This window comes from Terrimonas ginsenosidimutans, assembly GCF_022012415.1.
GTDB lineage: Bacteria > Bacteroidota > Bacteroidia > Chitinophagales > Chitinophagaceae > Terrimonas_A > Terrimonas_A ginsenosidimutans.
Genome location: NZ_JAKLTR010000003.1, coordinates 261,761 through 287,376, shown reverse-complemented (window position 1 = coordinate 287,376; position 25,616 = coordinate 261,761). Strand labels below are relative to the sequence as shown.

The following is a 25,616-nucleotide window of genomic DNA, read 5'->3' as shown; positions in this document are numbered from 1 at the left end:
CAAACATGAAACAAACACACGTAGTTCTTCTCGCCACCTGCCTGCTATCCGGCCTATCGGGGATCAGTCAGAATAAAATTGCACAAACCAGGGCACAGTTATTAAAACTTTCTCCCGCATCAAAACTTAACTGGTATGCCACTGCCATGACGAAGCTGACGTTAAAAGGCAGCAGCAACTCAGGCTCTTCTGTATTGTCTACCAGAACGGAATCTGGCAACAGAACCGAGATTGGGATTGGATTGACCGGCTCAGAAGATGGTTTCACTCCAAACGGCAACACGCGCCAGGAAACAGGTGGCAACTCTGTTTGCACCTATCAGCCGATGCGTGTAAATTATGTAACCTCGCGTGATTTTAACCTGTTCGATGAAAATGCAGGTATTTATCCGGGTCAGTTTTTTACGGTCAATTCAATATTAAATAATTCCTTTTCTGCGGCAACAACACCTCAGAGAAAAAATTACCAGATAGGGATCAGCATCTTCAATCCCAATAACCCTGGACCTGGCTTTCTGAATATAGAAGATCTGACGAGGAGCCCTTTGCCTGAGATCCAACGCCAGTTACTGGCACCAAGTTTCGGAGCGGCTATTCCCGCACAGGGAGTATTAGACATGTCGGAGATCACCTCTACTGCCATGTTGAAAGCCAAATTTGAAACAAGCTCAGGCATCTTTCTCCCGTTACAGGAACTGGGCATCCCTGCGGAGATCACCGCCGGCTTCCAGGGATCTGGAAATACAAGTAATACAACCCGGAAGAAAGTATATATGCTGAACTTTATTCAACCTATGTACACGCTCAGCGTTCTTACTAACCACAACCAGCTTTTCCAGTCGCCAAATTCACACACTGGATTAACCAATGCAGGTTATGTGGAGTCTGTAACCTATGGCAGAAGGGTGGTGATCCTGATCTCTTCCACATCAAGTCTCTCGAGAGTGAAAGCGGCGATGAGTGCGGCAATAAGCGCAGAGATCAATGGAACAGAAGCCGCGGATATCGAAGTTGGCTCAAAAGTAAGTGGAGAAACATCAGCATCGCTACGGGAAGTTGCTACAACGTTTCATGCACAGATCTATGGAGGCGAAGGCCGATATGCGAATGCGATCTTCAGCAACATACTGGAGTTCCGGGATGCATTCAAACAATACATTAACTCCAGTTCCGCCAGCAGATTCACCGCAAACACAACAGCATTGCCTTTGCATTATACTATCAGAAGGATCTCTGATGACGCATTGCTTTCTGTTCGTTCTATCGGAAACTATGATGAATTGGTTTCCTGCAATACTTCTAATTTCAAGGTAGAGATCCAATACAAAGGATTCACGGTAAACAAGGTGGTGGAATTGTTCCCGGATAGTGAAGAAGACATCTATGGAGATTTTTCTTTGCAGAGCATTACGACCAATGGCAGCACCAGTAGCAAAAATTTGAAAATAAAAAGCATTTCCAAGAGCAACGCAATCTCTAAAGGAGCGAACAAAACAGATGATGACGATATCACTGTTATGGCTATGAACAATATCAGCGAGACAAACCTGAAAGCAACAACACTGAATTTTTCCCAGGATATCCATGATTGGGAGCCGGCACATGAACCAACGTACAAACCTGAATCATCCGCTGAGCTGAAATTCAACTTTGCAAATGAAGCGGATGATATTTCAAGAATGACGCCGGGCTCTTCTAAAACTTTTACAAAGAATATCAAGCTTATCGAGTCTGGTCCGCTTGGAGAGTCGAAGATCACTTTGCTTGTGAAGATCAGGGTAACGAAGAGTTAAAATAATCCGGGAGGCAGAGGTTCCCGCAGATTTACGCAGACATAAAACAGATACGCAGATAGAACTCTAAAAACGGAGTAATATCTGCGTATTTGCGTTTTATTTTCTGCGTAAAGCTGCGGAAAACCACCAGCCATTTTCTCCCTCGGGGAAAAAACATTTAGAATTTGTTTTTTCCCCATTGTGTTCAGCAAGGCTTTCCTGAATTTTAGTTAAAAAAAACTCATGGATCATCAAAATAACCCGGGTTCCCCACTCGATGAAAAAATGATGCAATACTGGCCTTTACTCACACGTGAGCAAAAAGAAACGATTCTGACGATCATTCAGTCATTCACAAGGCCCGACGGACACTATCATACTGATAAATACAGCGAAGAATTGAAACAGGCGCTGCAACGGGTTAAAGCAGGTGAATATTATACGCATCAGCAGATAAAAGAAATTCTTAAAAAGATAAAATGATCATGAGTATTCTTTGGGACAAACGGGCATTTGAATCATTCACACGTGAACTTGTACGCGCCCGCAGACGCTCATTTCATCGGGCCGGTGAAATGGAAGAAGAGATCATTTCGGCAATAACTAAACTAGCGGCAAACCCGCAAATTTATCCGCCAGATAATTTTATGCGTGGAAACAAAGGTGCATTCCGGATATTCCGGTTACAGGGTCTGAATATCTCTTACCACATTAGTGAAGAATCCTCTATTTTTATTCTGCGGGTATTGCATTGGAGAAGAACAAATAAATAAAACGCACCGAAGAAATGGGCGCTGTAAAACGCATTCTATTTATCACCTCTGTCTCGATCATTATCATCATTCTTTTCTTCAGAATACTCATTGCGTTATCACCTCTTGAGTACTCCAGCCATCACACCGGGACAGTTGTTAATACGGTCATGCACATCTGGCTTGCCATAGCTATCGCGTTTACGCTAACCGGGACACTTCGTGATAAAGACAATACACTCACAATTGTGTTTAAAATCCTCCTGACATTACTTGCATCATTCCTTGCAATAGCAAGTCTCGTTGTGTTATCTTTTCTAAATATGTGTAACTCTGTCAACAAGAAAACTCTTTACCACAATAAAAAGTCAGCTTCTGTAACAATTGTTGTCGGGGAATATGGTTGCGGGGCAACTGACAGCGGGCCTTCCGTGCCCGGTGTATTTTGCGTAAGACCTGTGATGCCGGGGCTGAACTGGGCAACCCGGCTCGATACGCTGGCGATCGACACCAGGCAATGGGTCAGCGTACCGGATCGCTAAAAGTTTGTACCATACAGTTACCGGTATTGTTAAATCCCATCGGTCAGAAAGTGTTGATGAGATCTTCCTCAGGCCTGTATCCACATGGCCAACGCCCTACGCTGTTTATTTACTTGATATTACAAAACGGAGCTTACGAGATGCCGTGCACACGTTTGAATTTAAACTTAAGCCGGATTTCGTGCAACACTTGTTTGCTGCCTCCTGCCTATACTTCCTCCTTGTTAATCCATTTCCCCACCGCTGGCGGCTGATAATTTTTCATCTTTTCCAGAAGAGAGTCTATATTACTATCTGCCAAAAGCATGTCCTGGTTCACTTTTTTCAAAAACCCTTTTTTCACCATTGTATTAATTAGTGACAACAATTCCGTATAAAAACCATCCGTGTTTAAAAGCCCTATCGGCTTACCGTGCAAACCCAACTGAGCCCAGGTGAGCATTTCGAAAAACTCTTCCATCGTTCCGAAACCGCCGGGAAGAGTGATCACGCCGTCGCATAAGTCATTCATTTTTGTTTTGCGTTCGTGCATGGTCTCTACAATAATAAGCTCGGTCAGTCCGGCATGCGCAATTTCCTTTTGCCGCAGAAAATCGGGCAGCACCCCGATCACTTCCCCCTTTTGATCGAGAACACCATTTGCTACCGCCCCCATCAGACCTATACTTGCACCTCCATATACCAGTCCGATATTTCTTAATGCAAGATTCTTCCCAAGCGCATACGCTTGCTCTTCAAATACTTTATCTGTTCCAAAGCTGGAGCCGCAAAACACAGTTACTCTTTTCATTGCTGAGAATTAGAACATCAAAGATAACGGATAGATCGTAGCCGCATATCCGGATACATCCCTGACACTCCCCGGCATACAAACTTCCATTAGAATGAAATCATTGCACACGCCCCCAGCACAATCAGCGCTGTAGTTCTTCCCAAAAAGTACACAACCATAGTAATAACCCTCCTGCTCATCCGGCATTCTGAAGAACATTCCTTCCGTGTTGATCCCATGCGGGAAAAAAGTACAATACTTTCCGCTAAATATGCATTGACCCCAATTCTTTGCAGTTCTAGCTTTGTGTTATGAAATCAATCAGCAATACAAATCAAAATATAATGAGATCAACTCTTCTATCCGGCATTGCTCTTGCAGCATCAATATTTACTTTAAATAATCCAACAATGGCACAATCTATCAAAGCAGAAAATGATCCGCTGATATTTACCGAAATAAGAGGCTTTCTTAAGGCGCTGAATGCAGGCGGTGGCAAACCTATTGAACAACTTAGCCCCACAGATGCCCGCCAGGTACTGGTTGAAGCACAGAAATCTGTGGAGGTCGACTACTCGGGCATTACTGAGTCCGAGAAAACAATTACTCAAAATGGAGAAACTGTTACCATACATATCACAAAGCCCAAAGACGCAAAAGCCAATTCCGCGGTTTTTATTTTTATCCATGGCGGCGGCTGGGTATTGGGAGACTATCCCACACACAGACGACTGGTACGTGACCTTGTTGTAGCAAGTGGAGCTGTTGCCGTATTCCCGGACTATACTCCTTCTCCTGAAGCACGTTATCCCAAAGCCATTAACCAGATCTACGCAGCAACACAATGGGTGGCTGAAAACGGTAAAGAGATCGGCGTGGACGGAAAAAACCTGGCAGTCGTGGGAAACAGCGTTGGAGGAAACATGACAGCTGCTATTGCGCTTATGGCAAAAGATAAAAAAGGGCCGGCAATCAAATTGCAGGTACTTCTCTGGCCAGTAACAGATGCAAACTTTGAAACCGGCTCTTACAATCAATTTGCCGAAGAACGCTTCCTTACTAAAAATATGATGATCTGGTTCTGGGATAATTACCTCCCTGAAAAAGATAAGCGCAAAGAGATCTATGCGTCTCCATTACAGGCAACGGGAGAACAACTTAAAGGCCTCCCTCCTGCTCTTGTGCAGACCGCAGAAAATGACGTGCTGAGAGATGAGGGCGAAGCTTATGCACGTAAACTTAACGAAGCCGGCGTATCAGTTACCCTGACCCGATATTCTGGGCTGATACACGACTATGGCCTGCTTAACCCGATCGCCCATGTGCCTGCAATCAAAACCGCCATCTTCCAGGCAGCCGCAGTGATCAAACAGGCCCTCAGGTAATACAATCACTCAATAGAAATCCAATCTCGTTTAGTTAAGAGATCGTCCTATACCAGCTCGATGGCCGATGGCTGATGGCTGATGGCCGATGGCCGATGGTTGATGGCTGATGGCCGCAATTGGATGGAAGCTATGGCTGCTAATTGGTATAGGGTATTGACACTGGTAGGTATATGTATTTTCGGCCAACGGCAATCGGTCATCGGCCATCGAATGAACTTTCGGAAAGTCCTTAATTAAACGACATTGAATATAAATCCGGAACGGTCTTCATTATGGAGACCGTTTTTATTTGGCCGGCCCCTGGATAAAAAATAATCTCCCGGATCATCAGCATCCCCATTTTCGTTTAATTGTGTTGCACATCTTTGAAAGATGCCTGATTTTTACGCTGGCTACAACTTCTGGAAATCAATCGCATTGAAAAGATCGAATCCTCCTTCGGATGCCCGGTTGAAACCTGATCGCCCATACAGGGCCAGGTATAAACCATGACAAATGGTTTGTCTTTTCGAAACAGGCATATACCTGATCCGTGGACTCACACTGCAACCGCCCTGGGACAGCCCCCATCTCCTTCCAGCTCCCGGAGAAGTGCTATAAAATTTTCAGGCGGATCAAAATGAATGTTCTCTGCATCGAGCGTATATGGAAGTACGATCACCTCGCCTTCGTGTAACCAATACAACTTATCACTCACAGATCCCGGTCCTTCCTTGTTCATGCCGTAAATAGCAGGAATCATACGATGGATCGCCTGCAAGACTTTCATATCTGTTATCCGGTGCATCAGCGCCGCATGCCGGTTAGGAAGACCTATCAGCATACCCTTATATTCCGGATCCGGCTTCTCTTCCAAAAAATTGAACAGGATATTTGGCGCGTAGAAGTGATTCTCCACGACAAAACTGATCGGGATCCCGTCAAAATCCTGCTCAAATAAATTCAAGGGGTACTTTTTCCTTGTATTACGGATCCCAAGGCCGAAAAGCTCTTCGGTACTTAACGGCCATTGAATACTTTGCTCAGGCCTTATATTGACGATACTGTCCGGAAAATCGAAGACAAGCAGTGCATACAGACCTTCAGCCATCAACTTGCCCATTGCAAGACCAGTTTTAATGGCGGAAACATACTCCTCCGGGTATAGCCGGACGCCTATCAAATCGCGCACACAAGCAAAGTCATGAGCTTTGCCACTAAACTCTTTTTCAAATGAAGCCGCCTTCCGTATCCCGTCGAAATGATTGCTGATCATTGCCCCCCATTCTTCAATCGGCTGCAACCGGCAAAACTGTGCAAGATTTATCAAACCCATTTTCTCTGAAGAGCGACCATTCCCTCCGGGACCGGATACTGCCCCTTCAGCAATGGCATAACTGACATCACTTCCTTTGAAGTAATCTGATACATATCCCATGAACATAACAAACTCTTCTTTGCTAAAGAACCCGGCCCATTCCGGAACCCGGCTATCCTGAAAATTAATAGTTGACACCTTACTGATTTTTACTGTTTAACAATCTGGTTTAACCCACCGATCAAACTATCAAACCCATCCATACACATTTACTGACACCGGTATAAAACTACCTTCAGCGCCAGGTTAAACCTTGGGAAAAAAACGTCAAAAAATGTTTTTTTCCCCGAGGTTTCGTTTTCGAGAAATGCCAATTTTGAAATACCAGCTGCAACAAGGTCAGCCCGTACAACGCAATATTATTACTGTCATTATTAAGAAAACAACCCGTGCATTAACGGCGGACAGGGGCCGGAAGAAGGACTATGGAAGTGCCCGGCAGGATACGGACGAGTCAGATCTGCTGTCGGTAGCAAATTATAAAAGATGGATACCAGCGCACCCGGTGCCAGTTATGAGAAGGTTCTTAGTATTTGACAACCGGCAGCCTTTTCCGCCCATTATTGCTTACATTGCTGCATCCCTTAAAGCAATCATATATATGAGACAAAAACTTCTTGCGGTTACGGCGATATCGCTGCTGGCTTCCGCAGCGGCAAACGCCCAGGCCAAACTAGTGGAAAAAGTGACCCGCCAGGGCTCTGAGCTGGTTATCCCTTACGAAAAATATGTTTTACCTAACGGACTGACCGTGATCGTTCACGAAGACCATAGTGACCCTGTGGTACACGTAGACGTTACCTATCACGTTGGCTCTGCCCGTGAAGAGATCGGCAAATCAGGATTCGCGCACTTCTTTGAACATATGATGTTCCAGGGGTCGGACAACGTAGCCGACGAACAACATTTCAAGATCGTCACTGAATCAGGCGGAACGCTCAACGGCACCACCAATACAGACCGTACTAACTATTTCGAAACTGTTCCTTCCAACCAGCTGGAAAAAATGCTGTGGCTCGAAGCAGACCGCATGGGTTTTCTCCTCGACGCTGTAACACAGAAAAAATTTGAGATCCAGCGCGAAACAGTAAAAAATGAACGCGGTCAGCGGGTGGACAATAGCCCTTACGGACTTCTCAGCGAGGTAATGGCGAAGAATATGTACCCCTACGGACACCCTTATTCATGGCTCACCATCGGATACATTGAAGATCTCAACAGAGTTAACGTGAATGACCTCAAGAATTTCTTCCTTCGCTGGTACGGACCCAATAACGCAACACTGACCATCGGCGGAGATGTTACCTCAAAGCAGGCCCTCGCGCTGGTGGATAAATACTTCGGAAGCATCCCGCGCGGACCAAAAGTTGAAAACATGAAGCCTATGGTGCCGGTTCTCCCAACCCATCGCTTTGCTTCATATACTGACAACTATGCACGCCTTCCGATGCTGGTGAAAACATACCCTAGTGCTCCAAGCTATCACCAGGATCAGGCGGCCCTCGCCTGCCTTGCCCAGATACTTGGCCAGGGTAATAACTCCGTGCTTTATCAGCAACTCGTAAAAAAGCAACTGGCATTGAACGCCGGTGCTTTCGCAAGCCCGCAGGAATTGTCCGGCTCTTTCATCTTCCAGATCATTCCTTTCCCTGGCAAACCATTGTCAGAAATGTATTACCTGCTTAACAATGCGCTGGACTCTTTTGAAAAAAGAGGCGTAACTGATGATGATATCGCCAAGTTCAAGGGTGGCTATGAATCCCAGATGATCAACGGCCTTCAAAGCGTATCAGGAAAAGTCTCTCAGCTGGCAGCATTCAACACATTTACAGGCAATCCGAATATGATCGGGAAGCTGATGAAAATGTACCAGGCTGTAACAAAAGAAGACGTAATGCGGGTATATAACAAGTATATCAAATTGAAACATTGCGTTACGGTAAGCGTATTGCCCAAAGGCGCTGACGAGAAAATGCTGGTAGCAAAAGATAATTTCACCATTGATACCACCGGATATACCCCGCCTCATTACGGATATGACGGACTTAAATATGTAAAAGCGAAGGACAAGTTCGACCGTACCAAAATGCCAGGCAATGGCCCGAATCCTGTCGTAAAGGTTCCTGCGTTCTGGAAAAAAGATCTGAATGGCGGCATCAAAGTGATCGGAACAGAAAATACTGAACTTCCAACAGTCACCCTTTCTATCAAGATCCCGGGCGGCCATCTCCTTGAGTCAAATGATATGTCGAAAGCCGGTCTTGCGTCTTTCTTCACGGATCTGATGAATGACGACACAAAGAATTATACAGCTGAAGCAATGAGCCGTGAGTTGCAGAAACTCGGCAGCTCTGTTTCTGTATTCAGTGGTAACGAGGACATCACCTTTCAGGTACAAACACAAAAGAAAAACCTCGATGCGACACTGGCCCTGCTGGAAGAAAGAATGTTCAACCCAAAATTCACTCCCGAAGCGTTCGAACGTTTTAAAAAGCAGAACCTGGAAAGCTTCCGCATGGCAAAAACACAGCCTACATCTATTGCGGAGAACGTGTTTGCTAAAATCAACTATGGCAACAACCATATCCTGGGGATCTCCGGTGATGGAAACGAAGAAACAGTGAAAAATATCACACTCGCAGACATCCAGGCATACTACGACAATAATATGACCTCTCAGGGTACAGACGTAGTCGTTGTGGGAGATATCACTGAAGCAGAGATCCTTCCTAAACTTGCATTTCTGAGCAAGCTCCCAAATAAGGCTGTTACCATCCCAGCCATTGCCGCCGTGCCTGCTGTTGACAAAACAAAGATCTATCTCGTAGATGTACCAAAAGCAGCGCAGTCTGAGTTTCGCGTTGGTTATGTGACAGGTATGAAATATGATGCTACTGGTGAATACTACAAATCCGGGCTCATGAACTATAACCTGGGTGGCGCGTTCAACAGCCGTTTGAACCTGAATCTTCGTGAAGACAAGGGCTGGACTTACGGCGCGAGCAGCTATTTCTCTGGCGGCAAACAAACCGGTGAATTCCAGTTCGGTGCTGGTATCCGTGCAAATGCAACTGACAGCGCACTGATCGAAGTAATGAAAGAGATCAATGGCTATACAGAAAAAGGTATCACTGACGAAGAACTGGCTTTCATGAAAAACGCAATCGGACAACGCGATGCCCTGCGTTATGAAACAGGCTTTCAAAAAGCTGGCTTCATCGGAAATATCCTCGAGTACAACCTTCCTGCGGATTACGTTGATCAGCAAAGCAAGATCGTTGCAAACATGTCAAAAGCCGAGATCGATGCACTGGCTAAAAAATGGCTGAATTCAGGAAAAATGAACGTACTAGTAGTGGGCGACAAAGCAAAGATCCTTCCTGGTCTGCAAAAGCTCGGTTATGAGATCATTGAACTCGACTCTGACGGAAAACCGGTTGAGAAAAAAGCATTCTAGGGGCTAAGAGTTGAAAAGATGATTAAGAGGGGAAGAGGCTTTAGCTAAAAGAAATTTGCTTCGTAATTGGCTAAGGCGTTTTCTCTGATAAATTCGAATTTAGTATGTTAGAATAAATCCGGGGACGTTAAGAATTTTGCCGGATGAAAGAAGGGCTTAGAGACATGGCAGTCGCCAACTCTAAGCCCTTCTTAATTATTTAAAGAATAGCCGTTTAACACGATTGTATTGAGTGATTGAGTCACGGTGACGAAAAAAAGTGTACCGATTCTCTACAATTTCCCCGTTAAAACGGACGGTAAGTGTACCAGAACTGTACAAACTTCCTACCGGCCACTTACCATCTAACCGTCATCTCTACCTCCTCTCTCCGATACCCCTTCAAGTACAAAGTCCTTCCCCTTCACTTCCAATATATTCCTGGGCACCGTCTTTTTATCTCTACCCATCCTGTTACCGCAAAGCAGGTTCTTCCCCACTCGCCGATACCCGATCAATGAACCATCCCATTCGCGTCCATTCGCGTCTATTCGTGGCCATTCGTGGCCATTCGCGAAGCATTCGCGCCAATTCGCGCCAATTCGCGCCAATAAGAAAAGCGGCCCTGGTGAGAGGAGCCGCTTTTTTCCGCTAAGCAGTTAGATAGGCGCGGATACAAAACCAACAAAGTGAAAATATAGTTAAGCAGTTAATTCTGGTTGCGATCACGCGAACCGCATAATAGAGACAAAAGCTTCATTCGTTGTGCTGCACAAAACCGCACTTTTTTTTTAAGATTTTTTTTACCCGGGCAAAAAAAATATCAGCCTGCTAACAGACTGATATTTACATATTAAAAATATAATTCACTCAATTCTTAGATCCAGGAACCGATAAAAGCTTCGTTGGCCTTCGCCTCTTTTATTGCCTGCAATCTTCTCCGGCGCCTGCGCACTTTTGCTTTGTGAACGCTCATCGTCCAGATCATCAGGATGATGAACAGTGGGAAAATGAGACCCAGGAATGAGACCCATTTGCCGCCATACATTCGGCGCATGGGACGTTTAAGCCTTTCCGCGATCAGGTACATGCTTGGCACCATGAACAATGTCATAAAGAACGCGAATGCCAGACCAAAGATGATCGTCCATGACAATGGCTTCCAGAACGCTACGTTGTCTCCGCCAAAGAAGATATGCGGGTTCAGGTCTGCAAAAAGAGTAATGAAGTTGATATTGAAACCGACCGCGAGCGGGATCAGCGCCAGGATCGCCGCCAGCGCTGTCAGCAATACGGGAATGATCCGCGTCTTACCCGCCTGTACTACCGCTTCCCGCGTCTTCAATCCCCGTCCCCGTAATTCATCCGCAAACTCGATCACCAGGATCCCATTCTTGATCACGATACCAGCCAGGCCAAGAATACCGACACCTGTCATAATGGTCGATAATTCCATACCAGTGATCGCAAATCCAAGCAACACCCCGATCACACTGAACACGATCTCCGTAAGAATGATCACTGACTTACTCATCGAGTTGAACTGAACAACCAGGATCAGCAGGATCATCAGCAAGGCGATCATCAGGGCTTTTCCAAGAAAAGCACCCGTCTCCGCCATTTGCTCGCCTTCTCCAGTCTGCCTGATCGTAACATCATTCGGCTTCTCTTTGAAATTCGCAATGGCAGAAGCAAGCTGCTCATTCACGCCCGCCGGAGTGTATCCCTGAGACTCGAGTACATTCGAGCGCAGTGTGATCACTCTTTTCTGGTTCTTTCTCTTTACGCTACCCAGCGTACTGGTATAATCAACCTTGACGACCGAAGTGATAGGAATACTCTTCACCGCACCACCTGCAGCCATATCCTGGAAACGGATATTCATGTTCAACAGATCAACCAGGTTCTTACGCTGCAGTTCATTATTACGTAACTGGATCTTATATTCGTCTTCCCCGTCTTTTACTTTCGAGATCTCCTTACCAAACAAAGCCGTTCTGATCTGCATCCCGATCTGAGCAGTAGACACGCCTTCACGCATTGCTCTCTCACGATCTATTGTCATAGAGATCTCCGGATTACTCAGATCCACATCCATTTTCAACTCTTCAACTCCCGGCGTATTCACCGAATCCAGGTAGTTTTTCAGCGAAACGGCTGTCTTGATCAGTTCATCAAAATCTTCACTGGCTACTTCGATATTCACCGGCGGATCTGTCGGCGGACCACCCTGCTCCTGGTTTACAGAAAGCTCTGCTCCCGGAATACCTTTCACCACCGCCCTGATCGAATCAAGATAAGGTCTGGACGAAACACCATGTCTCTTTTCAAATTCAACAAACGACACCTGTATACGGCCGAGTTCCGGCCTGGTGCTTCTATCGCCAGAGGTTGGATCGCTTGCGCCGATCGCAATATTCGTGATCACACTTTCTACGATCTTGTTCCGCTTTCCGTCTTCCATTCCCAGCACTTTATACACTTTCGTCTCCAGTGTTCTCGTCACAGAATCTGTGTATTTAACATCTGTACCCACCGGAAGCTTCAGGTACACATACACCTGGTTAGGGTCTGCACTTGGGAACAATACCACAGGAAGTTGCCTGGCCACGAAGAAAAAGATGGTAACAATGAAAAGAACAACAGCGCCAAGTAAAAGGTGCACCGGCCTCCATCCCTTCAAAGCCCACCGCAGCAAACTCTCATAATGACTCATGATCCATGGCAACACACGATTCTGGAAACTATGGATCATGCCATCGATCACATATGCATTCAGGATCATCAGCAATCCAAAAAAGATCAATAGATTTCCAAAGAAAGTCGATCCAAAAAGATCCAGTAACAATCCCATTCCAAAGAAGATCCAAAGCAATGGCTTACGAAATACAGCTGATTTCGCTTTTTTATGTTCGCCCTCCGCGTGGTTCATAAAGTCTACCGCAAATACCGGGTTCATGATAAAGGCTACGATCAATGAAGCCGCCAGCGTGAAGATCAGCATTGCCGGCAGGTATACCATGAATTTACCAATGATGCCCGGCCAGAACAAGAGCGGAAAGAAGGGCGCCAGCGTGGTCAGCGTTCCCGCCAGTACCGGCACAAAAACCTCACCCGCAGCCATCATGGCCGACTTCTCTGAGCTGATCTTTCCCTTGCCTTCCACAAAGATCCTGTGTGTATTCTCGATCACCACGATCGCATCATCCACGATAATCCCCAATCCAAACAACAGGGCAAACAGCACGATAAAGTTCAGCGTAACGTGCGATCCTATGATCAGATCCGCTGCCGGCAGGAACATGAATGCCACAAACATGCTCAGCGGAACAGACAGCGCCACAAAGAAGGCATTCGTTACTCCCATAAAAAACATCAGGATCAGCAACACCAGCACAAACCCGATCACGATAGAGTTTACAAGTTCATTAAAGGACGTCCTGGTTTGCTTACTCTGATCACCTGTGATCACTACTTCCAGATTTTTGGGAAACTGGGAAGCCTTCAACTCGTCTGTAATCCTTTTCACACTCTCAGAAGTTTCGATCAGGTTCTCCCCGGCACGTTTGATGATGTTGAGCGTAATCACATTCTTTCCATCAAGACGGGCATAACTCTCCGTTTCCTTGATAGTATCTTTTATCGTAGCAATGTCTCTCAGGTAGATCGGCGAGCCTTTTGTATTGCGGACTACGATCTTCTGAAGATCCGAAGCCTCTTTGATCTGACCTTTTACCTGGAGGGTACGTTTCATATTCCCCACTTCAAGCAGACCACCGGAAATATCGAGGTTCTCACGGGCAACAGCGCCTTCGATATTATCGAACGTGATACCAGTAGCTTCCATCCGGCTATTGTCTACGTTGATCTGGAATTCTCGTTCCGGCGCACCAACCAGATCAACCCGGTTGATCTGCGAAAGTTCTTCCAAACGATCCTGCAGGTCTTCCGCATATTCTTTCAGCTTTACCGGACTGTAATCACCACTCACGTTCACATACATGATCGGTTGATCGGAAAAGCTGACCTCCAATGCTGTTGGTTCCTGTGTGAGGTCGGTGGGCAGATCCTGTTTCGCCTTATCGATCGCATCCTTCACCTTCTGTAAGGCTATATCCACTTTTACATCTGTTCCAAACTCAACAGTGATAGCCGAAAAGTCCTGCAAAGAAGTACTCGTTGTTTTTGAGATCTTGGCGCCGGTGATCCCCTTGATCTGTTTCTCGATCGGCTGGGTCACCAGGTTCTCCATATCCTTCGGAGAGTTACCCACGTATACTGTCTGTATATAAATAGTCGGGATAACGATATCCGGAAACTGCTCCTTGGGCAGGGTCACAAACTGGTTGACGCCCCAAAGGGTAACAATGATCATCAGCAGGTACACTGATGTCCTGTTCTTTACGCTCCAGGTAGTAGGCCCAAAGTTTTTGAACTTACCGGTGAGATTTTCTAAAGCACTCATTGTATAATTTGTTGTGGACGAAGGATCGTCCCTTAATTTATTCTGGTTATGTTCGAATTAAAAATTCAAAAGTAAAAAGTAAAAAAACTGCTTGAAGGTTATCAGGATCCCCGGATCAGGTGCTCTTTTTTTTTTGACTTTTGAATTCTTAAGTTTAATTCGTCGTTATCACCTGGCCATCATACAATCCCTGGAAACCTTCTGTGATGATCTTATCCCCTGTTTGCAAGCCACTCTTCACTTCCAGTTTGTCGCCATACAATTCGCCTACAATGATCGTTTTCTTTCTTGCAACCAGTTTTCCATTTTCTGTTACAGCTACCAGTACAAATTTTCCTTTATCGTCGTTCTGCAATGTATTAACGGGGATCGTGATCGCATTGGCGGCCTTGTAATCCTGGATCTGCACAATCGCGATCTGGTTTGGACGAAGATCTTTACCCTGCAGTTTTCCTTCGATATAAAAAGCACGGGTGATAGGATCGATCAGCTTCCCTGCAACGGTTACTTTCGTATTCACTACTTTGTTATTCAACTCAGGAAGTGTAACACGAAGGTTTGTCCCAACGCTGATTTTCTCCAGATAGTTTTCCGGCACCTGAACCAATACTTTCAGGTCGCTCGTATTGACGATCTGAATTTGCTGGGCACCGGCAGTAAAGACCTCTCCGGCTCGTACATTCACCGTATTCACCGTTCCGTCAATTTCGGCAGCTACATTGGTAAAGTTCACCTGCTCCTGTGCCAGTTGAACATTGGCTCTTGCCGCGTTCAACTGACTTTGCAATGCATCAACATTGGTCTTCGCATTTAAAACCTGCAGCTCTGTACCGATATTTTCTTTCCAGAGATTTTGCTGACGCTGATATACACTCTTTGCCTGTTCGAGCTGGGCAGCAATACCCGTTGTCTGCTGTTCTGCAGCAATTACCTGCTGGCGCTGCACGGCATCATCGAGTTTTAAAAGCGTTTTTCCTTTGCGTACATAATCGCCCTGCTTTACATAAACCGCACGGACCAATCCACCCTGACCGCGGGGCGCTGCAAACGCCACATTCTGCGCTTCAACCTTACCCTGCAGATCAATAAAGTGTGTGAACGTATCTGTACCAACAGAGGAAAGCGCAACAAGCTTTGCTTTCACACCCACGGTTGAATCTACTTTGGAGATCTCATCTTCCAGTTTAGCGACTGATTCGTTCAGCTCTTTTTGCTGCTTCTTCAATTTTTCCAGCTCAGCTTTTTTGTCTCCCAGATCGCCTTTACTGTCTTTGGCGCCGCCGCACGATGCCACCAGCAGGGCCAGTGAAGCAGACAGCATAATGGTCGATAACTTTTGCATATATCTTAATTTAGAAGTAATGGTTGTTTGATTAAAGTTTACCGGTTGCATTCAGAAAATCAACCTTTGCGATGATGGCATCATACAATGCCGTGATATAATTCGTTTGCGCCTGCTGAAGATCTTTCTGCGCCGTATTTAACTCGATGCTGCTTCCTGTCCCTACTTCGTATTTCCTTTTACTCTGCCTGTACACCTCCTGCGCGAGTTCCATATTCTTACGCTGATAATCCATTGCTGCTATAGACGTTTGCAATGTATTTCTTGAAGACACTACTTCATTATCGATCTGGATCTTCATTGTCTGCAACTGGTTATCCAGCTTCTGTACGGTCAGCCTTGATTCTGCGATCTTTGAATTGGTAGCGAAGCCGTTGAAGATCGGAACAGATAAACGCAGCGAAACAAACGAAGCGGTGAACCAGCTGCCGTTGAACTTGAATTCATTTTCGAGCAATTGTTTGTTATAAGAACCTGCCACACTGAGTGTCGGGATCTTGCTCAATTTATAACGACGGACATTGTAGGCATTGAAATCACGCGTCAGTTCGAGATATTGAAAATCTTTCCTGTCATTATAAGAATAAGTAGAATTCTCCAGGATCCCGCCTCTGATCATTTCATCATTCAGCGTATCTGTAAGAATCAGTGCATCTGCCGTTGGAATGCCGAGCAACAGCTTCAATCCATAATAACCGTTATTGATCGAAGTCAGCGCCTTTGCTCTTTCCGTTTCAAGGTTGGCAAGTGCAACAGTAGCCCTGTCTACATCCAGCTTTTCTGCAAAGCCATTCTTATACATTATATCCGCGTCGTGTTGTTGTTTTTTGACGAGGGCTACGTTGCTATCGATCAGGTCAATCTGGGTTCTGCTTGCTACCAGTTGATAATACACTTTGTGGATGTTGGCTTTTACTGTCTGCCGTGTTACTTCCACTTTCTTGTTTACCCACTCGATTGAAGTACGGCGGGCCTGCAGGCCAACAAATACCTGTCCGTCAAACAGGATCTGGTTCAGCTCGGCCGTTCCGCTGGTGATATACTTTGTACCGAATGTAACGGGGATGAATGTACCCGCTGGCTGACCGATCAGTTCACCGGGCAAAAGTGTTTTTTGTAACTGCAGATTGTCGGTCAAACTTCCGTTGATAGACACTTTGGGTAACGCTGCCGCGGTCGTTTGCCGGTTGGTTTCTTTTTGCAGCAGAACGTCTATTTCCGCATTCCGGATCTCCACGTTATTCTTATTGGCGTAATCGAGCGCCTGCTGAAGCGAAAGTTCGTGCCGCACCGTACTGGCTGTATCGCCGGTTTGCGCACTCGCTGCCGCTGGCAGAAAAACACTGATCAAAAGCCAATAATGCCATCTACTTTTTATTCTCTTCATGAGTAAGGCTTTTTTTTCTTTGTTGGATTTGTTTCTGTATCTGTTTATGTCCTTTGATTGTTGCAATGCCATAAGTGAAATGAATGAGGAACTCTTTCGACAGTTCTCCCAGATTGAATTTGCCCGGCGGAAAAGTGACTACGTTGAACGGGATCATGATACACTCGATCCTGAACCTGGCCATCATATCAATATTGATGTCTTCCCTGTACAAACCATCCCTGATACCCCATTCAAGGTTTTTCCTGAGGGTGTCCATCATGAACTTGTCCTTATGCTCCGTAAACCGCTCATACGCGCGGTAGTGGAACTTCTGCAGATCATGCAGCAGCATCGGGTTCATATCATTGAAATCATCGATCACCTGGTCGATAGTGATAAAGATCTCATCGATCGCATCTTTTGCGGTGGTATTGATAGCAAAACAATCTTGCTCGAGGGTGGAAATATGATTCATTACGACGGCCATGACCAGTTCGTCCTTATCCTCATAATACTGGTACAGTGTTTTCTTGGACATTCCCAGGTGGTTGGCAATATCATCCATAGAAACGGACCTGATCCCGAATTTCATGAATAACTCCTCAGCTTTGGCGGAAATGCGTTCTTTAGCCTCCATTCACACGATAAATTTTGAGCCACAAAACTAGGGAAACTTTTTTTGTGGCAATAGTTTCCATCCCGTTATTTTCCCCGTTCATCCCGTTTTTTCCTCCGCCGGTCAGACCCACGTTTCACTAACTTTGACCCTTCAAATCAATAAACATCATGGCGAACAGCCCTAAAAATACTGGTCAGGACTACCTAAAAAAGATCTTTCGCTATCTGCTTCAAGGGATTATCATCCTCGCGCCGATAGGTATCACGGTATACATTGTTTACTGGCTTTTTGACAAGGTAGATAGCATCCTCCGCCCCTATTTGAATATTCCCGGGCTTGGATTCGTCATCATTGTCGTCTTTATCATCCTTGTTGGATGGATCTCCTCCAACTTCCTCATGGGTAGTTTTATTCATTTCTTTGATAAATGGGTGGAAAGAACCCCTGTTATCAAGTTCATTTATTCCTCCACCAAAGATTTTTTCGAAGCATTTGCAGGTGATAAAAAGCGGTTTGGTAAAGCCGTACTGGCAAATGTGTTTGCAGAAGACGTCTGGATCGTCGGCTTTCTGACCGATGAGGAGATGGAAAAATTCGAAATGGGTGCGGATAAAGTCGCCGTTTATGTTCCCCAGGCTTACAACTTCGCCGGGCAATTATATATCCTCCCACGCTCCCGCGTGAAAAAGATCGAATCGATCAGCTCCGGCGATGCAATGAAATACGCTGTAACAGGTGGAGTCGTGGAACTGGAAGAAGAGAAGATCCATCATAAAGCTGAAGATAGATTATAGCTGCAAGCTAAGGTTTAAAGATCTGACCGGCGTAGGAGTATCGCCAGGCGCGCAAAGTGGCCGCCAAGAATGCTAAGTATTTCTCTGCGTTCTTCGCGGCCACTTTGCGCGCTTTGCGATACTCCCACGCTGATGCTATTTTAGTCAGGATCCGGGACCCCGATACAATGTGAATGCCTCTAATGCTTTTTTGATCTTTCTTCAACTTAATCACCACTCACATGAAAAAAATATTTCTTTCCTTACTATTGGCATTACCCTTTCAGACCCATTCCTGGGGTTTCTTCGGTCATAAAAAGATCAACCTTCACGCCGTGTTCCTCCTGCCTCCGGAAATGATGATCCTCTATAAACCAAACATTGCCTTTATCGAAGAACACGCCGTTGATCCCGACAAACGCCGCTACATGATCCCGGCCGAAGGCCCGCGTCATTACATTGATATCGACCGCTACGGTTCTTATCCATATCCCGATCTGCCGAGGACCTGGAATGCCGCTGCCGAAAAATACACCACCGACACCCTGAATGCCCACGGCATTGTCCCCTGGTGGATCCAAACCATGCTGCTACGCCTCACCAACGCATTCAAAGAGAAAAACCAGGCTGCTATCCTGAAATACTCAGCCGAACTCGGCCATTATATTGCTGACGCTCATGTCCCCCTCCATGCCAGCTCCAACCACAACGGCCAGAAAACCGGGCAAAAAGGCATTCACGGCTTCTGGGAAAGCCGCATTCCCGAACTGCTGGCGGAAAAAGAGTGGGACTTTGTCATTGGCAAAGCCGGATACATCGCTGATCCCGGAAAATTCATCTGGCAGCGCGTACTCGAAAGTGCCGCTGCCGCTGATACTGTCTTAAAACTGGAAAAGCACCTTTCCCACCTTGTGAAACCTGATCAGCGTTATGCCTTCGAAGATCGTAACGGACAGATAATCAGACAATACTCTTCTTATTACACTCGCCTCTACGATCAAAAACTGAACGGCATGGTCGAAAGACGAATGCGCCAGTCCATCTTTGCCATTGCCTCCTTCTGGTACACCGCCTGGGTGAATGCCGGCCAGCCCGATCTCAAAAACCTTACGAATAAAGATTTCTCGCCGGAGGAATTGAAGGAATTCGAAGCGCTTAACACTGCCTGGCGCACCAGGGAGGGGGATGAGCATTAAACAAACTTTCCTCCCCTCCTTTCCCCTCCTTTCTCCTCTTAGCCTTAACTTCGCGCTTCTTATTCAACAAACCCACGACCAGTGATGTACAATTTCAATGCTGGACCTTCTACCCTCCCTAAAGAAGTTTTTGAAGAAGCCAGCCGCGCTATTCTTAATTTCAGTAATACCGGTCTCTCTATTCTTGAAGTAGGGCACCGGACGCCCGCGTTTGAATCCGTTATGGACGAAGCCCGCTCGCTTGTTCGCGAACTCATGAACCTCGACGGCGACCATGAAGTGCTCTTCCTGCATGGCGGCGCATCCACACAGTTTATGCAGGTGCCCATGAACCTCCTGAATGATAAGGAAGTGGCCGCTTATACAGATACCGGCGTATTCGCATCAAAAGCGCTAAAAGAAGCAAAACTCTTTGGTCATGTTGAAGTAGTAGCCAGCAGCAAGGATAAGAACTACACTTATTTACCCAAAGAGTTTCATGTTCCGGCCACAGCGAAATACCTGCATGTCACCAGCAACAATACCATCTATGGTACGCAATGGAAGGATATGTCGATGTTCGAAAAGTTCAACGTTCCCGTTGTAGCTGATATGAGCAGCGATGTGCTCAGCCGCGATATGGATTTCAATAAATTCGATCTGATCTATGCCGGCGCACAGAAGAATGTCGGTGCCGCTGGTGTGAATCTTGTCGTGATCAATAAAAATATACTCGGTAAGGTTGACCGGGTATTGCCTACCATGATGGACTACCGCCAGCATGTGGACAATGGCTCTATGCTGAACACTCCGCCCGTATTCGCGGTATACGTTTGCATGCTTACACTGAAATGGCTTAAAGAAAATGGCGGCGTGCCCGCGATCGAAAAGCTGAACAATGCAAAAGCTACTTTATTTTATGATACACTCGACAGCCTGCCCTTGTTCAAAGGAACTGTCGAGAAGGAAGACCGCAGCACAATGAACGCAGTATTCGTGATGGATAATAAAGAGCTGGAAAAAGAATTCCAGGACCGCTGCAAACAGGAAGGATTATATGGGGTAAAAGGCCACCGCAGCGTTGGAGGTTTTCGTGTATCAATGTACAACGCTTTGCCGCTCGAAAGCGTCGTAGTGATCACTGAAGTCATGAAAGATTTTGCAAATAAAAAAGGATAATAAGTATGGCAATCATTAAGCCGTTCCAGGCCCTGCGCCCAAAACAGGAACTCGCTGACAAAGTGGCTTCAAGGCCTTATGACGTTCTGAACAGCAGTGAAGCAAAGGAGGAAGCAAAAGGGAACCCCTATTCCTTTCTTCATATCACCAAAGCTGAAATCGATCTGCCTGAGGGAACGGATATTCACAGCCAGGCGGTGTATGATCAGGCTGGTCATAACCTGATGGACTTCCAGCATAAAGGGATCATCTTCGCTGAAAGCAAACCCTGCTACTATATTTATCGCCTGATCATGGATGGCCGTAGCCAGACTGGTTTGGTATGTGTATCATCGGTTCAGGATTATTTTGATGATGTGATCAAGAAACATGAATTCACACGTCCGGAAAAAGAAAAAGACAGGATCGACCATATGAAAACGATCCGTGCGCAGACGGGTAATGTATTTCTTGCTTACAACAACGTAACTGAGATCGATACGATCGTTAACAACTGGAAAGCGCAAAATGCGCCTGCCTATGACTTCAGGGCTGAAGACGGCATACAGCATACCTTATGGGTCGTAAGTGATGACCGCGCTGTTGCAGACATCACAAAGATCTTTGCAGAAAAAGTTCCCGCTACCTATATCGCAGACGGACATCACCGCGCAGCTTCCGCTGCAAAAGTGAGCAAAGAGATCAGGAACAGTACAGATGCCGGTTATTTCCTCACAACCATCTTCCCTGCCAGCGAGCTCGCTATCATGGACTACAACCGCGTAGTGAAAGACCTGAATGGATATACGACAAAAGACTTTATCGCCGCCCTGCAGGATGACTTCATGATCACCAGCAGCCCGGAAGCCGTTAAGCCCGCTCACCAGCATGAGTTCGGCATGTATTTGGATAACCAGTGGTACATTCTCACCTGCCGTAAAGACACTTATACAACAGATCCGATCGGCGTGCTGGATGTAACGATCTTATCCAATAACGTTCTTGATAAACTGCTTGCTATTAAAGATCAGCGTACAGATAAACGAATTGACTTTGTGGGAGGCATCCGCGGCCTGGGTGAACTGGAGAAAAGAGTGAACAGCGGTGAAATGAAAGTCGCATTCAGCCTTTATCCGGTAACCATCCAGCAATTATTTGATATCGCAGACAGTGGAAACGTAATGCCGCCCAAAAGCACCTGGTTCGAACCAAAGCTTAGAGACGGACTTCTTACGCACAGCATTTAAATCACAATTGAGATAAAAAGTCAAAATTTAAAAGTAAAACAGTCTGCTGCTGAAACGCTTTCACGATATGCTAACTTTTTACTTTTTAATTTTGGCTTTTTACTTCGTTCTCCTTTATAACTTGTATTTATGAAAAAACTTCTTCTTCTTCCCTCGCTTGTACTTTTCGCTGTGGCGGCTGTAGCACAGGAAGATGCGAAAAGCATGCACGAAACTGCGAAAGGGTATATGCGTTCAGGTGATTTTGACAATGCCATCCTGGTATTGAACAGAGCATTAGTGCAGGATAAGACGAACCTTGAGATGCAGAAAGACCTTGTAATGACATACTATCTCAAAAGGGAATATGCCAAAGCACTCGAAGGGGCAAAACTGCTGATCGACCGGGATGATGCAGACGTGATCTGCTTCCAGATCGCCGGCAACGTCTATAAAGCGCTCGAAGAAGTGAAAGAGTGCGACAAGATGTACAAAAAAGGATTGAAAAAATTCCCTAAGAGCGGCCCTCTCTATAGCGAATACGGAGAATTACTTTTATCCGCGCATAACAGCACGGCGATCGATATGTGGGAAAAAGGAATCCAGGCGGATCCCGGCTATGGCGGCAATTACTATAACGCAGCGCTTTACTACTTCTCTACTGAAGACAAAGTGTGGAGCATTGTTTATGGAGAGATCTTCATCAATATGGAGAGCCTTTCACAAAGAGGTGCTGCGATGAAGGAACTGTTGCTGAAAGCCTATAAAGAAAAACTGTTCAGCCAGGCAACTTTGCAAAAAGACATTGACAAAACAAAAAATGAATTTGCAAAAGCCTTCCTGACCATCATGAACAAGCAGCTGTCACTGACAAATAAAGGTGTGACCGTTGAATCGCTCGGCGCCGTTCGTTCCCGCTTTATCCTCGACTGGTACAACACTTATTCAACAAAATTCCCTTACAAACTCTTCGACTACCAGCAACAACTGCTGCAATCCGGTATGTTTGAAGCATATAATCAATGGCTGTTCGGACCAGTTGACAATCTGGCTTCGTATGATTCATGGACAAAAAGCCATGCAGATCAATACGAAACATTCAAAAAATTCCAGGCAAACCGCGTATTCAGGATGCCGCAGGGGCAATATTATGCAGTGGTAGCGGCTAAATAAACAAAGTTTACCGCTTCGCAACCTTTTGGTTTAAAAGTTCAAAGGTTTAATAGTTCAAAGATCAGGAGACATTGAAGGCAAAACCTATCGTACTTCCTGACTTTTAAACTGTTAAACCTTTAAACTTTTAAACTTTTTTTTCCTAATTTGTTGGTAGAATTTAACGACTTAACGATTGTACTATGACAGAGCCACGCAGACTTTTTGATTGTATAGAATGGCATCTCGAACGCACCCCGCTGGACGTAATGCTTGCCGGGAAAGAGAATGGCAAGTGGAAGACGTACAGCACTCAGGATGTATCCAACATCGTGTCAGATATCGCTGCAGGATTGGTTGCGCTCGGTGCCGGTCCGAACGATATGACAGTAGAAGGCCGGGACAAGATCGCCATCATCGCCAAAAACCGGCCGGAATGGCTGATGGTTGACCTGGCAGTACAAAAGATCGGCGCCATCTTAACACCTGTGTATCCGACGATCAGTGTAAGCGAGCTTGAATTTGTTCTGAAAGATGCTGCGGTCAAATTCGTTTTTGTAAATGATGAAGAACTTTATCTGAAAGTTCTCAGCCTGAAAGACAAACTCCCTTCCCTCCAGCAGATCTTCACGATCGAACATGTTGCCAATGCTACTTACTGGAAAGATATCGCGACCCATGCAACGGATGAATCGAGGGTTCGTGTAAAAGAGATTGCAGATCAGATCAAGGAAAGCGATGTGGCAACGATCCTTTACACCTCCGGAACCACCGGCACACCAAAAGGCGTAATGCTGATGCACAGCAATATCCTTTCAAACATCATCGCCGGCCTTCCCTGCTTTCCTCCAGGGGAAAATATGCGGGCCCTGAGCTTCCTGCCGCTCAATCATATTTTTGAAAAAATGTGCAGCTATCTCTACCTGTTCAAAGGCACATCGATCTATTATGCAGAAAGCCTTGACACCATCGGAGAAAACCTGAAAGAAGTAAAACCGCATCTGTTCACCACCGTTCCGCGTTTGCTGGAAAAGGTATATGACCGGATCATGGCGAAAGGCTCCGAACTCACCGGTATAAAAAAGAAGCTGTTCTTCTGGGCACATGGCCTTGCTGAAAAATTCGAGATCAATCAAAACCAGGGATTCTGGTACAACTTCCAGTTAAGCCTTGCCAATAAGCTCATCTTCAACAAATGGCGTGAAGGGTTGGGTAACGAGCTGAAATGTATTATCACCGGCGGCGCTGCCTGCCAGGTCCGACTCATCCGCATATTCACCGCCGCGAAGATCATCGTAATGGAAGGATATGGCCTTACTGAAACATCGCCGGTCATCTCCGTGAACCGTTTTGACGAAGAAGGCCGCAAATTCGGCACAACCGGTCCTGTTCTCGAAGGAAATGAAGTCAAAATTGCGGAAGACGGCGAGGTGCTTACCAAAGGGCCTCACGTGATGCTGGGCTACTATAAACGACCGGATCTCACTGCAGAAGCCATCGTGGATGGATGGTTCCACACAGGCGATATCGGTATGATCGTAGATAATAAGTTCGTAAAGATCACCGACCGCAAAAAAGAACTGTTCAAAACCAGTGGGGGAAAATATGTAGCGCCATTGACGGTAGAGAACAAACTGAAAGAATCCCCCTTCATCGAACAGGTCATGGTTGTTGGACCAGAACGTAAATTCGTCGGCGGACTGATCGTTCCGGCATTCCCTGCCCTGCGCGACTGGTGCAAGCAACATAATGTTCCTGCCACGACCAATGAAGAGATCATTAAGAATGAAAAAGTGATCAGCATGTATAAAGACGTGGTTGAACGCTTCAACAAATATCTGAACCACGTAGAACAGGTAAAGAAATTTGAACTCCTCCCTAATGAATGGGGAATTGACACCGGGGAGATGACCCCGAAGCTCTCCATGAAACGAAAAGTGATCACAGAAAAATACAAAGACGCGATCGAACGGATTTATGCGAGTGCATGATCAGTAAAGAAAAATGGTTACCAGGGTGCAGATGGCTTCCGTCATCTGCACCCTGATTTTTTATGATAATTTCGCGGTATGCAAATTTCTAGCTGTCTGCAGATCGGCGAATACCACACGGATCATTGCGAAGATTATGTATACAGAGGACAAATCAGGGATGGCCTTACCGTATGCGCAGTTATGGACGGCTGCACGATGGGAGAAGACAGCTATCTCATATCGACGATCACCGGGAAATTGTTGCGTAAGATTGTCATGGAAAAATCTTACCTGCAAACTAAAACTGAAGCCCTGATCAAACCTGCCAATAACAGGTAGCGC

General features: G+C 45.9%; 20 protein-coding genes. 13 read left to right on the top strand and 7 right to left on the bottom strand.

Translation table 11 applies throughout. The features are described 5' to 3' along the window. The first annotated feature begins 5 nt into the window (after positions 1 to 5). The 4 genes from LZZ85_RS06240 to LZZ85_RS06225 all read left to right on the top strand — a co-directional run bounded on the left by LZZ85_RS06240 (position 6) and on the right by LZZ85_RS06225 (position 3,069). Positions 6 to 1,793, top strand: a complete 1,788-nt coding sequence (locus LZZ85_RS06240; RefSeq protein ID WP_237869750.1) for a thiol-activated cytolysin family protein — start codon at positions 6 to 8, stop codon at positions 1,791 to 1,793. Positions 1,794 to 2,018: 225 nt separating this feature from the next. Then, positions 2,019 to 2,258: a hypothetical protein gene (locus tag LZZ85_RS06235; RefSeq protein ID WP_237869748.1), complete on the top strand. Its 240-nt coding sequence runs from the start codon at positions 2,019 to 2,021 to the stop codon at positions 2,256 to 2,258. 2 nt (positions 2,259 to 2,260) lie between these two features. Continuing rightward, positions 2,261 to 2,548 carry a type II toxin-antitoxin system RelE/ParE family toxin gene (locus LZZ85_RS06230; protein ID WP_237869746.1) on the top strand — a complete coding sequence of 96 codons (288 nt, stop codon included), beginning with the start codon at positions 2,261 to 2,263 and terminating at the stop codon, positions 2,546 to 2,548. A 14-nt stretch (positions 2,549 to 2,562) separates the two neighbouring features. Next, complete coding sequence (locus tag LZZ85_RS06225; RefSeq protein ID WP_237869744.1) at positions 2,563 to 3,069, top strand: hypothetical protein; 507 nt, start codon at positions 2,563 to 2,565, stop codon at positions 3,067 to 3,069. Positions 3,070 to 3,277: 208 nt separating this feature from the next. On the opposite strand, the gene LZZ85_RS06220 is transcribed toward LZZ85_RS06225, so the two are convergent. Further along, positions 3,278 to 3,859 carry an LOG family protein gene (locus LZZ85_RS06220; protein ID WP_237869742.1) on the bottom strand — a complete coding sequence of 194 codons (582 nt, stop codon included), beginning with the start codon at positions 3,857 to 3,859 and terminating at the stop codon, positions 3,278 to 3,280. Between the two features lie 9 nt (positions 3,860 to 3,868). After that, positions 3,869 to 4,060 carry a hypothetical protein gene (locus tag LZZ85_RS06215; protein WP_237869740.1) on the bottom strand — a complete coding sequence of 64 codons (192 nt, stop codon included), beginning with the start codon at positions 4,058 to 4,060 and terminating at the stop codon, positions 3,869 to 3,871. A gap of 125 nt (positions 4,061 to 4,185) precedes the next feature. On the opposite strand from LZZ85_RS06215, the gene LZZ85_RS06210 reads away from it, so the two are divergent. Continuing rightward, positions 4,186 to 5,226, top strand: a complete 1,041-nt coding sequence (locus tag LZZ85_RS06210) for an alpha/beta hydrolase (protein ID WP_237869738.1) — start codon at positions 4,186 to 4,188, stop codon at positions 5,224 to 5,226. Positions 5,227 to 5,767: 541 nt separating this feature from the next. On the opposite strand, the gene LZZ85_RS06205 is transcribed toward LZZ85_RS06210, so the two are convergent. After that, positions 5,768 to 6,724, bottom strand: a complete 957-nt coding sequence (locus LZZ85_RS06205) for a hypothetical protein (protein ID WP_237869736.1) — start codon at positions 6,722 to 6,724, stop codon at positions 5,768 to 5,770. Positions 6,725 to 7,187: 463 nt separating this feature from the next. On the opposite strand from LZZ85_RS06205, the gene LZZ85_RS06200 reads away from it, so the two are divergent. Then, on the top strand, positions 7,188 to 10,043 hold the full coding sequence (locus LZZ85_RS06200) for a M16 family metallopeptidase (protein ID WP_237869734.1): 2,856 nt from the start codon (positions 7,188 to 7,190) through the stop codon (positions 10,041 to 10,043). 856 nt (positions 10,044 to 10,899) lie between these two features. On the opposite strand, the gene LZZ85_RS06195 is transcribed toward LZZ85_RS06200, so the two are convergent. The 4 genes from LZZ85_RS06195 to LZZ85_RS06180 all read right to left on the bottom strand — a co-directional run bounded on the left by LZZ85_RS06195 (position 10,900) and on the right by LZZ85_RS06180 (position 17,835). Further along, positions 10,900 to 14,487, bottom strand: a complete 3,588-nt coding sequence (locus tag LZZ85_RS06195) for an efflux RND transporter permease subunit (protein WP_237869732.1) — start codon at positions 14,485 to 14,487, stop codon at positions 10,900 to 10,902. 154 nt (positions 14,488 to 14,641) lie between these two features. Next, complete coding sequence (locus tag LZZ85_RS06190; protein ID WP_237869730.1) at positions 14,642 to 15,829, bottom strand: efflux RND transporter periplasmic adaptor subunit; 1,188 nt, start codon at positions 15,827 to 15,829, stop codon at positions 14,642 to 14,644. Positions 15,830 to 15,860: 31 nt separating this feature from the next. Continuing rightward, positions 15,861 to 17,216, bottom strand: coding sequence for a TolC family protein (locus tag LZZ85_RS06185; protein WP_237869728.1), 1,356 nt, complete (start codon positions 17,214 to 17,216; stop codon positions 15,861 to 15,863). After that, positions 17,197 to 17,835, bottom strand: coding sequence for a TetR/AcrR family transcriptional regulator (locus LZZ85_RS06180; RefSeq protein ID WP_237869726.1), 639 nt, complete (start codon positions 17,833 to 17,835; stop codon positions 17,197 to 17,199). The genes LZZ85_RS06185 and LZZ85_RS06180 overlap by 20 nt, the downstream gene beginning before the upstream one ends. 149 nt (positions 17,836 to 17,984) lie before the next feature. Here LZZ85_RS06180 and LZZ85_RS06175 point away from each other — a divergent pair, with 149 nt between their 5' ends. The 7 genes from LZZ85_RS06175 to LZZ85_RS06145 all read left to right on the top strand — a co-directional run bounded on the left by LZZ85_RS06175 (position 17,985) and on the right by LZZ85_RS06145 (position 25,613). Then, the gene (locus tag LZZ85_RS06175; protein ID WP_237869724.1) at positions 17,985 to 18,611 is read left to right on the top strand and encodes a DUF502 domain-containing protein; all 627 of its coding nucleotides are present in this window, start codon (positions 17,985 to 17,987) and stop codon (positions 18,609 to 18,611) included. 221 nt (positions 18,612 to 18,832) lie between these two features. Then, positions 18,833 to 19,786, top strand: coding sequence for a zinc dependent phospholipase C family protein (locus LZZ85_RS06170; protein ID WP_237869722.1), 954 nt, complete (start codon positions 18,833 to 18,835; stop codon positions 19,784 to 19,786). 84 nt (positions 19,787 to 19,870) lie between these two features. Continuing rightward, positions 19,871 to 20,944 carry a 3-phosphoserine/phosphohydroxythreonine transaminase gene (serC, locus tag LZZ85_RS06165; protein WP_237870303.1) on the top strand — a complete coding sequence of 358 codons (1,074 nt, stop codon included), beginning with the start codon at positions 19,871 to 19,873 and terminating at the stop codon, positions 20,942 to 20,944. Between the two features lie 5 nt (positions 20,945 to 20,949). Next, positions 20,950 to 22,170: a DUF1015 domain-containing protein gene (locus LZZ85_RS06160; protein ID WP_237869720.1), complete on the top strand. Its 1,221-nt coding sequence runs from the start codon at positions 20,950 to 20,952 to the stop codon at positions 22,168 to 22,170. Between the two features lie 129 nt (positions 22,171 to 22,299). Then, a complete protein-coding gene (locus tag LZZ85_RS06155; protein WP_237869718.1) occupies positions 22,300 to 23,322 on the top strand; it encodes a tetratricopeptide repeat protein in 1,023 nt (340 codons plus the stop codon). A gap of 182 nt (positions 23,323 to 23,504) precedes the next feature. Next, positions 23,505 to 25,292 carry an AMP-dependent synthetase/ligase gene (locus LZZ85_RS06150; RefSeq protein ID WP_237869715.1) on the top strand — a complete coding sequence of 596 codons (1,788 nt, stop codon included), beginning with the start codon at positions 23,505 to 23,507 and terminating at the stop codon, positions 25,290 to 25,292. A gap of 78 nt (positions 25,293 to 25,370) precedes the next feature. Continuing rightward, complete coding sequence (locus LZZ85_RS06145) at positions 25,371 to 25,613, top strand: hypothetical protein (protein WP_237869714.1); 243 nt, start codon at positions 25,371 to 25,373, stop codon at positions 25,611 to 25,613. Positions 25,614 to 25,616: the final 3 nt, after the last annotated feature.

Excerpts from the sequence above, each read along its gene's own strand:
- LZZ85_RS06195 (WP_237869732.1), bottom strand. The coding sequence starts at position 14,487 with ATGAGTGCTTTAGAAAATCTCACCGGTAAGTTCAAAAACTTTGGGCCT.
- LZZ85_RS06180 (WP_237869726.1), bottom strand. The coding sequence starts at position 17,835 with ATGGAGGCTAAAGAACGCATTTCCGCCAAAGCTGAGGAGTTATTCATG.
- LZZ85_RS06235 (WP_237869748.1), top strand. The coding sequence starts at position 2,019 with ATGGATCATCAAAATAACCCGGGTTCCCCACTCGATGAAAAAATGATG.
- LZZ85_RS06200 (WP_237869734.1), top strand. The coding sequence starts at position 7,188 with ATGAGACAAAAACTTCTTGCGGTTACGGCGATATCGCTGCTGGCTTCC.
- LZZ85_RS06145 (WP_237869714.1), top strand. The coding sequence starts at position 25,371 with ATGCAAATTTCTAGCTGTCTGCAGATCGGCGAATACCACACGGATCAT.
- LZZ85_RS06240 (WP_237869750.1), top strand. The coding sequence starts at position 6 with ATGAAACAAACACACGTAGTTCTTCTCGCCACCTGCCTGCTATCCGGC.
- LZZ85_RS06230 (WP_237869746.1), top strand. The coding sequence starts at position 2,261 with ATGAGTATTCTTTGGGACAAACGGGCATTTGAATCATTCACACGTGAA.
- LZZ85_RS06210 (WP_237869738.1), top strand. The coding sequence starts at position 4,186 with ATGAGATCAACTCTTCTATCCGGCATTGCTCTTGCAGCATCAATATTT.
- LZZ85_RS06185 (WP_237869728.1), bottom strand. The coding sequence starts at position 17,216 with ATGAAGAGAATAAAAAGTAGATGGCATTATTGGCTTTTGATCAGTGTT.
- LZZ85_RS06155 (WP_237869718.1), top strand. The coding sequence starts at position 22,300 with ATGAAAAAACTTCTTCTTCTTCCCTCGCTTGTACTTTTCGCTGTGGCG.
- LZZ85_RS06150 (WP_237869715.1), top strand. The coding sequence starts at position 23,505 with ATGACAGAGCCACGCAGACTTTTTGATTGTATAGAATGGCATCTCGAA.
- LZZ85_RS06225 (WP_237869744.1), top strand. The coding sequence starts at position 2,563 with ATGGGCGCTGTAAAACGCATTCTATTTATCACCTCTGTCTCGATCATT.
- LZZ85_RS06190 (WP_237869730.1), bottom strand. The coding sequence starts at position 15,829 with ATGCAAAAGTTATCGACCATTATGCTGTCTGCTTCACTGGCCCTGCTG.
- LZZ85_RS06170 (WP_237869722.1), top strand. The coding sequence starts at position 18,833 with ATGAAAAAAATATTTCTTTCCTTACTATTGGCATTACCCTTTCAGACC.
- LZZ85_RS06220 (WP_237869742.1), bottom strand. The coding sequence starts at position 3,859 with ATGAAAAGAGTAACTGTGTTTTGCGGCTCCAGCTTTGGAACAGATAAA.
- LZZ85_RS06160 (WP_237869720.1), top strand. The coding sequence starts at position 20,950 with ATGGCAATCATTAAGCCGTTCCAGGCCCTGCGCCCAAAACAGGAACTC.
- LZZ85_RS06215 (WP_237869740.1), bottom strand. The coding sequence starts at position 4,060 with ATGTTCTTCAGAATGCCGGATGAGCAGGAGGGTTATTACTATGGTTGT.
- serC (WP_237870303.1), top strand. The coding sequence starts at position 19,871 with ATGTACAATTTCAATGCTGGACCTTCTACCCTCCCTAAAGAAGTTTTT.
- LZZ85_RS06175 (WP_237869724.1), top strand. The coding sequence starts at position 17,985 with ATGGCGAACAGCCCTAAAAATACTGGTCAGGACTACCTAAAAAAGATC.